Annotated in this window: 10 protein-coding genes; 6 read left to right on the forward strand and 4 right to left on the reverse strand. The window is 72.1% G+C overall.

The features are described from left to right. Window positions 1-105: 105 nt before the first annotated feature. The gene (locus ITI46_RS29900; protein ID WP_209243055.1) at window positions 106-1,047 is read left to right on the forward strand and encodes a LysR family transcriptional regulator; all 942 of its coding nucleotides are present in this window, start codon (window positions 106-108) and stop codon (window positions 1,045-1,047) included. On the opposite strand, the gene ITI46_RS29905 is transcribed toward ITI46_RS29900, so the two are convergent. From ITI46_RS29905 to ITI46_RS29915, 3 genes are all read right to left on the reverse strand, one after another. Next, window positions 1,016-1,735 carry a gamma-glutamyl-gamma-aminobutyrate hydrolase family protein gene (locus tag ITI46_RS29905; protein WP_209243056.1) on the reverse strand — a complete coding sequence of 240 codons (720 nt, stop codon included), beginning with the start codon at window positions 1,733-1,735 and terminating at the stop codon, window positions 1,016-1,018. The genes ITI46_RS29900 and ITI46_RS29905 overlap by 32 nt on opposite strands. A 66-nt stretch (window positions 1,736-1,801) precedes the next feature. Further along, window positions 1,802-3,292, reverse strand: a complete 1,491-nt coding sequence (eat, locus tag ITI46_RS29910) for an ethanolamine permease (RefSeq protein WP_209243057.1) — start codon at window positions 3,290-3,292, stop codon at window positions 1,802-1,804. Window positions 3,293-3,445: 153 nt separating this feature from the next. Then, window positions 3,446-4,177 carry a FadR/GntR family transcriptional regulator gene (locus ITI46_RS29915; RefSeq protein WP_209243058.1) on the reverse strand — a complete coding sequence of 244 codons (732 nt, stop codon included), beginning with the start codon at window positions 4,175-4,177 and terminating at the stop codon, window positions 3,446-3,448. A gap of 90 nt (window positions 4,178-4,267) precedes the next feature. Here ITI46_RS29915 and ITI46_RS29920 point away from each other — a divergent pair, with 90 nt between their 5' ends. From ITI46_RS29920 to ITI46_RS29940, 5 genes are all read left to right on the forward strand, one after another. Next, window positions 4,268-5,635: a glutamine synthetase family protein gene (locus ITI46_RS29920; protein WP_209243059.1), complete on the forward strand. Its 1,368-nt coding sequence runs from the start codon at window positions 4,268-4,270 to the stop codon at window positions 5,633-5,635. A gap of 64 nt (window positions 5,636-5,699) precedes the next feature. Next, window positions 5,700-7,103 carry an aldehyde dehydrogenase family protein gene (locus ITI46_RS29925; protein WP_209243060.1) on the forward strand — a complete coding sequence of 468 codons (1,404 nt, stop codon included), beginning with the start codon at window positions 5,700-5,702 and terminating at the stop codon, window positions 7,101-7,103. Beyond that, window positions 7,100-7,894: a 3-oxoacyl-ACP reductase gene (locus ITI46_RS29930; RefSeq protein ID WP_209243061.1), complete on the forward strand. Its 795-nt coding sequence runs from the start codon at window positions 7,100-7,102 to the stop codon at window positions 7,892-7,894. The genes ITI46_RS29925 and ITI46_RS29930 overlap by 4 nt, the downstream gene beginning before the upstream one ends. A 99-nt stretch (window positions 7,895-7,993) precedes the next feature. Then, window positions 7,994-9,289 carry an HAD family hydrolase gene (locus ITI46_RS29935; RefSeq protein WP_209243062.1) on the forward strand — a complete coding sequence of 432 codons (1,296 nt, stop codon included), beginning with the start codon at window positions 7,994-7,996 and terminating at the stop codon, window positions 9,287-9,289. A 256-nt stretch (window positions 9,290-9,545) separates the two neighbouring features. Continuing rightward, on the forward strand, window positions 9,546-10,439 hold the full coding sequence (locus ITI46_RS29940) for a DUF2510 domain-containing protein (RefSeq protein WP_247746806.1): 894 nt from the start codon (window positions 9,546-9,548) through the stop codon (window positions 10,437-10,439). 23 nt (window positions 10,440-10,462) lie between these two features. Here the strand turns inward: ITI46_RS29940 and ITI46_RS29945 are convergent, their stop codons facing one another. Next, window positions 10,463-11,677, reverse strand: coding sequence for an amino acid deaminase/aldolase (locus tag ITI46_RS29945; protein ID WP_209243064.1), 1,215 nt, complete (start codon window positions 11,675-11,677; stop codon window positions 10,463-10,465). Between the last annotated feature and the right edge of the window lie 247 nt (window positions 11,678-11,924).

Below are 11,924 nucleotides of genomic sequence, written 5' to 3' on the forward strand. Positions count from 1 at the left end.
GGGGCGCCGGGGGTGGCGCGTGCGGATGCGGTCATGTGCTCACGCTCCTCCCTGACCAGGGCCGCCGCCAGAGTGCATGCCCCTATGAGGGCATAAGCTGAACCTATGAGCGAGACAGCGGGTGTGCCGGGCGGTCTGGCACACCGGGTGCCGGACCTGGGGGCGCTGGAGCTGCTGCTGGCCGTCGCCCGGCTCGGCAGTCTGGGACGCGCTGCCCGCGAGCGGGGCGTCAGCCAGCCGGCGGCCAGCGGGCGGGTCCGCTCCATGGAGCGGATGCTGGGCGTCACCCTGCTGGAGCGCTCACCGCGCGGCTCGCGGCTGACGGCGGCCGGCGTGCTGGTCACCGACTGGGCGCGGCGCATCGTGGAGTCCGCCGAGTCCTTCGACGCGGGCGTCAGCGCGCTGCGCGACCGGCGCGACTCCCGGCTGACCGTCGCGGCCTCCATGACGATCGCGGAGTATCTGCTGCCCGGCTGGCTGATCGCGCTGCGGACCGAGCGCCCGGACACCGCCGTCTCGCTGCGCGCGGGCAACAGCGCGGCCGTGGCCCGGATGCTGCTGGGGGCGGAGGCCGATCTGGGCTTCGTGGAGGGGCTCGGGTTGCCGCCAGGGCTGGACGGCACCGTCATCGCCCACGACCGGCTGCTCGTCGTCGCGGCCCCCGGCCACCCGTGGACCCGGCGCCGCAAGCCGGTCGCCCTCGCCGAGCTGGCCGCCACCGGGCTGGTGCTGCGCGAGCCGGGCTCCGGCACCCGGCAGGTGCTCGACGCCGCGCTCGCCGCGCACGGCGGGCTGGCGCCACCGCTGCTGGAACTCGCCTCCACCACGGCCGTCAAGGCGGCGGCCGTCAGCGGCGCGGGCCCGGCCGTGCTCAGCGAACTGGCGGTGGGCGAGGAGCTGTCGGCGCGGCGGCTGGTCGAGGTCGCGATCGCCGGTCCAGAGCTCGGGCGCGCGCTGCGCGCGGTCTGGCCCCGCGGAGCCGGACCGACCGGGCCCGCACGTCAGCTGCTGGCCCTCACCCGCCGGGACCGGACGCCGCAGCGCTGACGAGCGCCTGCATCAGCCGCAGGTCCTCGCCCGCCTCCGGGTGCCACTGGACGCCGAGCACGAAGTGGGAGGCGTCCGGCACCTCGACGGCTTCGACGGTGCCGTCGTGCGTGGCGTGCGCCGCGGCGACGAGGCCCGCGCCGAGGGTGTCCACCGCCTGGTGGTGGTACGTCGGTACGGAGACGGTCTCCTGGCCCTCCAGCACCTTGGCGAGCAGGGTGCCGGGGACGGGCTCGATGTCGTGCGGGGTGAACACGCCGCGGGGTCCGCGATGCGCTTCCGCGGTCGGCATGTGCTGTACGAGGCTGCCGCCCAGCGCGACGTTGAGCATCTGCATGCCCCGGCAGACGGCCAGGAGGGGAACGCGCCGCTCCAGCGCCTCGCGGGTGAGGGCCAGCTCCCAGGCGTCGCGTTCCGGGTAGGCCGGGCCGGTGCGCGGGTCGCGGTCGGCGCCGTAGCGGGGCGGGTCGATGTCGGGGCCGCCCGCTGTGACCAGGCCGTCGAGGCGGGAGAGGGTTTCGGCCGCCGCAGCGGGGTCGTCGTCGGGCGGCAGGAGCACCGCGCGGGCGCCGGCCCGCTGCGCCATGCGGTGGTAGCCGGCCGGGAGGAGGGCTGCGGGCAGGTCCCAGTCGCCCCAGCGGGCCGAGGGTTCGAGGTAGGTGGTGATGCCGATGAGGGGTGGTGCCACGGTTCTCCTTCGCGGAGGGCGTCTTGATGCCGGGTGATGCGGGCGGGGCGCGTTCCCTCCCGCCGTCTAGCTCTGCAGTTCTTCTTCCGCCTTCGCCAGTGCCGCGAACTCCTCCTCAGGGGCCGCTGCCACCAGATGGTGGCGGCTGTAGAGGGCGAAGTAGGCGATGGCGACCGCGTAGACGGCGAGGGCGATCAATGCTGCCTGCTTGTCGACCAGGAAGGTGGCCACCAGGGCGGCCAGGGCCAGGATCAGGGCGACGGAGGAGGTCAGTACGCCGCCCGGGGTGCGGTAGGGGCGGTCCAGCTGGGGCTCCCGCTTGCGCAGCACGATGTGGGAGAGCGACATCAGCGCGTAGGAGATGGTGGCCCCGAAGACGGCGATGTTCAGCATGGTCGCGCCGTCCTTGCTGCTCGCGGCGAGGGCGAAGCCCAGCGCGCCGGGCAGCAGCAGGCCGAGGTAGGGGGCCTTGCGGCGGCTGGTCAGCGAGAGGAAGCGGGGCAGGTAGCCGGCCCGGGAGAGCGCGAAGAGCTGGCGCGAGCCCGCGAAGATGAGGGAGAAGAACGAGGCGACCAGGCCGGCGAGCCCCGCGTAGTTGACGATGCGGGAGAGCACGGTGGCCTTGCCGTCCGGCTGCAGGGCCTCCACCAGCGGGTTGCCGACGTCCTGGATGGCTGCCGAACCGCGCGCCCCGGTGGCCGTCACGAAGGTGAGCAGCGCGAGCAGCAGCAGGATTCCCATGGACCAGGCCATGGCCTTCGGCAGCGTACGGGCGGGGTCGCGGGTCTCCTCGGCGGCCAGCGGAACGCCCTCGACGCCGAGGAAGAACCACATGCCGAACGGGAACGCCGCCCAGATGCCGAGCACGCCGAACGGCAGCCAGGAGCCGGAGCCGAAGGCGCCGTGGTCCACGGGGATGTCGTTGAGCGCGCTGGTGTGGAACTCGGTGAGCGCGCCGAGCACGAACACCAGCAGCGCGGCGACGGCGATGGCGGTCACGATCAGCGAGAACCGCAGTGCCTCACCGACGCCCCACAGATGGACGCCGATGAACAGCGCGAAGCACACGAGGTAGACGGGCCAGCTGGACTCCAGTCCGAACAGGCCGAGGGATTCGATGTAGTCGCCGATGAAACAGACGATGGCGGCCGGTGCGAGGACGTACTCGATGAGGATGGCGGTACCGGTCAGGAAGCCGCCCCACGGCCCCAGCGCGCGCCGGGCGAAGCCGTAGCCGCCGCCCGCTGTGGGCAGGATCGCGGACAGCTCGGCCAGCGCGAAGACCATGCAGGTGTACATCAGCCCCATCAGCACGGCGGCGACCGCCAGGCCGCCGAAGCCGCCCTCGGCCAGCCCCGCGTTCCAGCCGGAATAGTCGCCGGAGACGACGTAGGCGACGCCGAGCCCGGTCAGCAGCAGCGGGCCTGCGCTGCCGCGCCGCAGGGTGCGGCGCTCCAGATACGCCGCGTCCGGATCGGGCCGCGCCGCCGGGGTACTCGGGGTGCTCTGTGTGCCCGGGACGCCGTCCCGGGTGGGGGACTCGGACTGCTCGGTCATGTGCCACACTCCCGCCGTCAGCTATTGGTGTGCTGGCATACCTTTGTGGCCGGAGGTGGCCGGGCGCAACCCTTGTGCGTGAAGGAGCTGTAACCCCAAGCCGCTCTACGGGGCATACGCCGCGAATCGGGCGGAGGTCGCCCGCCCCGGGGCTCAGGTCAGGAACCCGCGCAGCAGCGACGCCGTACCCGCGCAGTGCTCGCGTGCGATCGCCCGTGCGCCCTCGCCGTCGCCGTCCAGTACGGCGGCCACCAGCGCGGTGTGCTGCTGCTGGGCGTGCTCCAGGTTGCGCACCAGCAGCGGGATGCGGTTCAGCAGGTCGTTGAGCTTGGCCCGTACGGCGGCGTACTGCGCGGTCAGCGAGGGCGAGCCGGCCAGCTCCACCAGGGTCAGATGCAGCAGGGTGTCGTGCCTGCGGTAGTCGCTCAGCGCCGCCTCCCGGGTGGCGTCCAGGGCTTCCCGCAGCCGTGCCGCCTCCGTGTCGGACAGTCCGCGGGTGGCGCACAGTTCGGCGGCGCCCGCCTCCAGCACCTCGCGGAAGGTGAGGATGTCGGCCAGATCCGGCGCCCCGGCCGGCAGCCGTACCCGCCCCTCCCCGCTCTCGGTGCCGGTGCCGGTGGCCGGGTGGGGGAGCACGAAGGTGCCGCCGTACCGGCCGCGCCTGCTCTCCACCACGCCCTGCTCGGCCAGCACCTTCAGCACCTCGCGCAGGGTGACCCTGCTGATGCCGAGCCGTTCGGCCAGCTCCCGTTCGGCGGGCAGCCGCTCGCCCTCGGCGACAAGGCCCAGCCGGACGATCTGCAGGATCTGTTCCAGCGCCTCTTCGAACCCGTTGCCCGCGTGTACGGTACGCAGCACCGTGGCGAGTCTGTCGTCCACCGGCATGGAACCCTCTTCCGTTTCGATGACCCTCTTCCGTTTCAAAGGTCTGCACGGCTACCTTATGGCTTCCGCGGAGCGACAGGAGGCCCACTCGTGGCAGACCGCACACCATCACTCGCCGTTTCCGAGCTGAGGAGACTCGTCGACGCGGGCGAGATCGACACCGTCGTCCTGGCTTTCACCGATATGCAAGGACGCCTCCAGGGAAAGCGGTTCGCCGCGCCCTACTTCCTGAGCGACGTGCTCGACGGCGGCACCGAAGGCTGCAACTATCTGCTCGCCGTCGACGTGGAACTCAACACCGTGGACGGCTACGAGATGTCCTCGTGGGAGCGCGGCTACGGCGACTTCGCCATGCACGGCGACACCGCCACCCTGCGCCGCGTCCCCTGGAACCCGGGCACCGCGCTGCTCACCGCCGATCTGGCCTGGCACGACGGCTCGCCCGTCGCCGCCTCGCCGCGGCAGATCCTGCAGCGGCAGCTCGACCGGCTCGCGGAGCGCGGCTGGCACGCGTACGTGGGCACCGAGCTGGAGTTCATGGTCTTCCAGGACACTTACGAACAGGCATGGGACGGCGCCTACCGGGGCCTGACCCCCGCCAACCAGTACAACGTCGACTACTCCATCCTCGGCACCGGCCGCGTCGAGCCCCTGCTGCGCCGGATCCGCAACGAGATGGCCACCGCCGGCATGGTCGTCGAGTCGGCCAAGGGCGAGTGCAACCTGGGCCAGCACGAGATCGCCTTCCGCTACGCCGACGCGCTCACCACCTGCGACCAGCACGTCATCTACAAGACCGGCGCCAAGGAGATCGCAGCCCAGGAGGGCCGGGCGCTCACCTTCATGGCCAAGTACGACGAGCGCGAGGGCAACTCCTGCCACATCCACCTTTCGCTGCGCGACGAGGAAGGCCGCGCCGTCCTCGCCGACGACGCGGGCGAACACGGCATGTCGCCCCTGATGCGGCACTTCCTGGCCGGGCAGCTGGCCGCACTGCGGGAGTTCACCCTGCTGTACGCGCCCAACATCAACTCCTACAAGCGCTACCAGCCCGGCTCCTTCGCCCCCACAGCCGTCGCCTGGGGCCCCGACAACCGCACCTGCGCGCTGCGGGTCATCGGCCACGGTCCGGGACACCGGCTGGAGAACCGGGTGCCCGGCGGCGACGTCAACCCCTATCTGGCCGTCGCCGGAATGATCGCGGCCGGACTGCACGGCATCGACAACAAGCTGGAGCTCCCGGAGCCCTGCACCGGCAACGCCTACACCGGTGACGCCGCGCACGTACCCACCACCCTGCGCGAGGCCGCCGCGCTGTGGCAGAACAGCTCACTGGCCCGGGACGCGTTCGGCGGCGAAGTGGTGGACCACTACCTCAACATGGCCCGGGTGGAACAGCAGGCGTTCGACACCGCAGTGACGGACTGGGAGCGTTATCGCTCGTTCGAACGCATGTAGGTCTTCGCACGCATGCAAGCCTTCGCATGTCAGTGTTCCGAGCGCAGGTAAGGACTTCACCGCAGTGCAGCACGAGCAAGAGGAACCCATCGCAGAGCCGGCCGAGAAGCTTCAGGTCGTCAACCCGGCGACGGAGGAGCTGATCACCACCGTCTCCGTCACCACCCCCGAGGAGGTCGACCACGCGGTCGGCCGGGCCGTCGCGGCACAGCGGACGTGGGCCGCGCTGCCGCCCGCCGACCGGGCCCGGCAGCTGCGCCGGTTCGCCTCCCTGGTCGACGGGCACATCGAGGAACTCGGCGTCCTGGAGATGCGCGAGGCCGGGCACCCGCTGGGCAACGCCTGCGGGGAGGCGAGCAACGTCCGCGATCTGCTCGACTACTCCGCCGGCGGCGTCGAGCGGCTGACGGGCCAGCAGATCCCGGTGGCCGGCGGCGTCAACCTCACCTTCGCCGAACCGCTGGGCGTGGTCGCCGTCATCGCGCCCTGGAACTTCCCCATGCCGATCGCCGCCTGGGGCACCGCGCCCGCGCTGGCGGCCGGGAACGCGGTGCTGCTCAAGCCCGCCGAGACCACCCCGCTGACCGCGCTGCGACTGGCCGAACTGGCGCTGGAGGCCGGGCTGCCCGAAGGGCTCTTCCAGGTGCTGCCCGGCGAGGGGCCCGTGACCGGCACGGCCCTGGTCGAACACCCGCGGGTCGCCAAGGTCGTCTTCACCGGCTCCACCGCCGTGGGCAAGCGCATCATGGCCCAGTGCGCCGCGTCCGTGAAGCGCGTGACGCTCGAACTCGGCGGCAAGAGCCCCAACATCGTCTTCGCCGACGCCGACCTGGAACGCGCCGCTGCCGCCGCACCCGGCTCGTTCCTGGACAACACCGGCCAGGACTGCTGCGCCCGCAGCCGCATCCTGGTCCAGCGCAGCGTCCACGACAGGTTCCTGGAGCTGCTGGAGCCCGAGGTGCACGCCTTCCGGGCCGGCAACCCCGCCGACAGCAGCACCTCCATGGGACCCCTCATCTCAGCGCGGCACCGGGAGCGGGTGCGCGGCTTCGTACCCGAGGACACGCCCGCGCTCATCCGCGGCAGCGTCCCCGAAGGCCCCGGCTTCTGGTACCCCGCGACCGTGCTGGAGGGCAGCGTGGGGGAGCGGGCTGCGGTGGAGGAGGTCTTCGGACCCGTCGCCGTCGTGATCCCCTTCGAGGACGAGGACGAGGCGGTGCGGCTCGCCAACGACACCGACTACGGGCTCTCCGGCTCCGTGTGGACCCGGGACGCGACCCGCGCCCTGCGGGTCTCCCGCGGTGTCGCCGCCGGGAACCTGTCCGTCAACTCGCACAGCAGCGTGCGGTACTCCACCCCCTTCGGCGGCTACAAGCAGTCCGGACTCGGCCGCGAACTCGGCCCCGGCGCGCTGGCCGCCTTCACCGAAACCAAGAACGTCTTCATCAGCACCGAGGAGAGCCAGTGAGCGCCACCGACTCCGAGACCGTCGTGTGCCGTCGCCTGGTAGGGCGTACGGCCGTCGTCACCGGCGCGGGCAGCGGCATCGGGCTGGCGACCGCCCGCCGCCTCGCCTCCGAAGGAGCCCATGTCGTCTGCGCCGACGTGGACGCCGAACGCGGCCAGGCCGCCGCCGCAGAGACCGGTGGGCTGTACGTCAACGTGGACGTCACCGACCCCGAACAGGTCGAGGCGCTCTTCCGCACCGCGAACGACACCTACGGCTCGGTCGACATCGCCTTCAACAACGCCGGTATCTCGCCTCCCGACGACGACTCCATCCTGGAGACCGGGCTGGAGGCGTGGCAGCGGGTGCAGCACGTCAATCTGACGTCGGTGTATCTGTGCTGCAAGGCCGCACTGCCCTACATGCGTGCGCAGCAGCGCGGCTCCATCATCAACACCGCCTCGTTCGTGGCCGTGATGGGCGCCGCCACCTCACAGATCAGCTACACCGCCTCCAAGGGCGGGGTGCTGGCCATGTCCCGCGAGCTGGGCGTCCAGTTCGCCCGCGAGGGCATCCGGGTGAACGCGCTGTGCCCGGGCCCAGTCAACACCCCGCTGCTGAAGGAGCTGTTCGCCAAGGACCCGGAGCGGGCGCAGCGGCGCCTGGTGCACGTCCCGGTGGGCCGGTTCGCCGAAGCCGAGGAGATCGCCTCGGCGGTGGCCTTCCTCGCCAGCGACGACGCCTCCTTCGTCAACGCCGCGGAGTTCCTGGTCGACGGCGGCATCGCGGGTGCGTATGTGACGCCGCTGTAAGGGCCGGTCGGGTGGGTGTCAGAGGGCCGGGCCTCTGACACCCCGCAACTGGCTGTAGCGTGCACACAGTCACCGCAGACTTCCCAGGAGGGGCGCCACATGCGCAGCAGAACCGTCCTGTCCGCCCTCACCATGGCAGCGGCCCTCGCCGCGACCCTCGCGCCCGCGCCGGCCCAGGCCAGGAGCCCGCAGCCGCACGGCACCTGCCCCCGGCTCTCCACGAAGCTCAAGTGGCACGGCGACAACCGCGCCAGGCTGCAGCGCACCATCGACGCACGCGGAAAGTGCTCCTCCGGCCGGCACGGCGGCAACCACGGACAGCGCCCCGTGGCCGCGTTCGACTGGGACAACACCATCGTCAAGAACGACTCGACCGACGCCACCATCGCCTGGGCACTCAAGCACGACAAGATCCTGCGCCCCAAGGACTGGGCGGACACCAGCAAGTGGCTCACCCCCGCCGCCGACCGCGCCCTCACCAAGGCGTGCGGCACCGACGTGCCGGTCGGGCACCCCCTGCCGACGTCGTCCAATGCCGCGTGTGCCGACGAGATCCTCCAGGTGCGCGGCGAGGCCGAGACGATGAGCGGCGAGAAGGCGTTCGCCGGCGACTGGAACCACCGGCGCACCGTCCCCGAGTACGCCTGGGTCCCCCAGCTCTTCGCTGGGCACACCGTCCCCGAGCTCCGCAGCTACGCGCGGGCCGCCCGCGACGAAGCCCTCGCGGCGCCCGTCGGCAGCGAACAGAACGTCGGCACCCACACCGTGCCCGCCTACAGCCGCTACTACGAGCAGCAGAAGGATCTCCTCCGTACGCTCAAGAGGGCCGGGTTCGACGTCTACATCGTCTCCGCGGGCTCCGAGCCGGTGGCGGAGGAGTGGGCGAGCGGCGTCGGTATCGACCGCGAGCACACCTTCGCCATCCGCAGCGTCGTCCGGAACGGCAGGATCACCACCTTCACCGAGGGCTGCGGCGGCATGCCGCGCAGCAAGGGCGAGGTGATCCCCTACATCGAGGGCAAGCGCTGCGTGATCAACCAGGAGATCTACGGCATCAAGGGCGCCCGCGCCTGGCAGCGGCAGGACTGGCGGCACCGCATCGCTCTCGGCGGCGGTGACGCGGACACCGACGTCACCTTCGTCGGGGACGCGACGGGCACCCATCTCGTGCTCAACCGCAACAAGCCGGAGATCATGTGCCGGGGCTACGACGACGCCGACGGGCGCTGGGCGGTGAACCCGATGTTCATCGAGCCACTGCCGCGCAAGCAGGAGCCCTATCCGTGCGCCACCGAGGGGTTCACCAATCCCGACGGCTCCCTCGGCCCGGTCCGCAGGAGCGACGGCTCCGTCATCCCGGACCAGGAGGATGCCGCGTACGGCACGGAGGCGTAGGGGTTGCCCCGCTGATCTCGCGTTACCCGGCATGGGGGGCTGCGCTTGCCAGCCCTGCGCCTCTGGCGCAGACCTCCCAAGCGCAGCAGGTGCAGGGGAGACGCGCCCCGTCAGGGGCGCGGGGAACTGCGCGACAAGCCACAACCAACCCGCAGCCCGCAGACAACAGTCAGCGGCACCCCCTTACCGGAACAGGATCCGCAGGCCGCCCGCCCGTAGGGCCCGCACGCAAGTGCCATAAGCTGCGCCCGTGAGCATGACGACCCCGCCCGGCTGGTACCCCGATCCCGGGCAGACGCCCCAACTCCCGCCGCAGGAGCGCTGGTGGGACGGCAGCAGCTGGACCGGCCACACCCGGCCCGGCACGGGCATCGCCCCGCAGCCGGGCCGGGGCGGCACCAGGGCCGGGCGCGGCCAGCTCATCGCGGGCATCGTGGGCTCGGTCGTACTGGCCGCGGCCCTCGCGGTCGGCGGGGTGCTGCTGCTGGGCGGCGGCGGCTCCGACAGCGACGAGAAGCCTAAGGCGGCCCCTTCTTCCCACTCCGCCACGCCGAAGGAGAGCACTCCGCCCGATGACGAGGAGTCCCCGTCGCCGAGCACGTCCCCCGGCGATGTCGTCCCGGAGCCGAGGCTCGGCGTCGGGCTGACGGTCCCGGAAGGCTGGGAGCAGGGCAGCCCCGACTCCAGCTTCGTCAGCCACAAGACCGCCTATGTGTGCCCCGGCCAGAACACCAACTGTGTACGCGGCGGCGCACAACTGCTTCCCGTCTCCAGCGGCTGGGAGGGCAAGAAAGCGCTGAAGGACGCGGCCGAACTCCAGGTGGCGAAGAACGCCAAGGAGGCGTACTCCAAGAAGGCGTACGGCGGCATCACCTCGCACAAGGTCGTCAAGTCCGGCGCGGTCACGGTCGCCGGCCAGCCGGGATACCGCATCCGCTGGCGGGTGGAGAACAAGCTCGAGCCGGACGCCTACGTCGAAGCCGTCGTCTTCCGCTCACCGCACCTGAAGGACGAGATCCTCACCCTCTGGAGCAGCGCCGACATCGCCCCGAAGTCGCCCCCGGTCTCCGACCTCGACAAGCTGCGCGAGGGCGTCGTCAGGACCCGCCTGGGCGCGGGGGAGGACGACGGCAACCACAAGTCCGTCTGAACCACAGCCCCAGAGGGCGTCGTTCACAAGAAGGTCCTGCCCTCACCCCGGTACGTGGGCACGGACCCGGTCACCCGGTCGCCCTCCACCAGGTGCAGCACCTCGAACCGCTCGCACAGCTCGCCCGCCTTGGCGTGCCGGAACCACACCTTGTCCCCGATCAAGAGGTCGTCGGCGGGCGGGCCCAGCAACGGGGTCTGCACCTCGCCGGGCCCCTCCTGCGGGTCGTAGCGCAGCCCGGCGGGCAGATACGGCTGCGGCAACCGGTCGGCGCCCGCCGCGCCGGAGGCCGGATAGCCGCCGCCCAGCACCGTGACCACGCCCACGCCCGGCCGGCGCACCACCGGCATGGCGAACACCGCCGCCGGGCGCCCGGTGAACGAGGTGAAGTTGTCGAACAGCCGCGGTACGTACAGCCCCGACCCGGCCGCGATCTCCGTCACCGCCTCCTCGGCCGCCGTGTGCTGCACGCTGCCCGTACCGCCGCCGTTGACGAACTCCAGGTCCGGCGCCACCGCGCGGACGGCCCGCACCGCAGCGGCCCGGCGCGCCGCCAGCTCCCGCTTGGCCGCCGTCTGCATCAGCCGCACGGCACGCGAACGCAGGGCCGCACCAGGAACGGCGTCCCCCACGCCCGCCACATGACCCTCGTACGCCATCACCCCCACCAGCTGGAAGCCCGGGCGCCGCTGGACAGCGCGCGCCAGTTCGGCCAGCTCGGCGGGGGAGTGCAGCGGGGAACGGCGGGCGCCGATCCGGATCCGGCCGCCCAACAGCCGCAGCGCGGTGTCCAGTTCGAGACAGACCCGGATCCGCTCGGTGCCGCCGTCCCGTGCCGCGTCGATCAGGGCGAGCTGCGCCGGGTCGTCCACCATCACGGTCACCGCGGCGGCCAGCTTGGGGTCGGAGGCCAGCTCGGCGTAGCCCGCGCGGTCGGCCGAGGGGTACGCCAGCAGTACGTCCGTGATGCCCGACCTGGCCAGCCACAGCGACTCGGCGAGGGTGTAGCTCATCACCCCGCTGAAGCCGTCCTTGGCCAGTACCCGCTCCAACAGCGCGCGGCAGCGCACCGACTTGGTGGCCACCCGCACCGGCTTGCCCGCGGCACGCCGCACGAGGTCGTCCGCGTTGGCGTCGAACGCCGCCAGGTCGACCAGCGCGAGGGGCGCGTCCAGCTGGGCGGTCGCCCGGTCGTACCGGGCGCGGACGGCGGCGAGATCGGCAGTCGTATCGAACACCCTCGCAGCTTGCCAGAGGTGCACGCGCCCGCCCAGCCCCGGAGCGCCCGCAGTCCTCTCAGCAGCAGGGCACCGTCGCTCGGCCGGGTTGCCGTCCCTCCCGGTACGCACCGTAGAGTGACGCCGCACGCCGTGACGGGACGGCCCGCGGCGGACAGTTCACTGTGGCCACCACGAACGTGCCTGCTCAGCCGGGCGTTCGTGCGGGGCGCTATCGCGCGAAGGGGGGCGCACATGGGTACTGACG

The organism is Streptomyces oryzae (assembly GCF_017676365.1).
Taxonomy (GTDB): Bacteria; Actinomycetota; Actinomycetes; order Streptomycetales; family Streptomycetaceae; genus Streptomyces; species Streptomyces oryzae.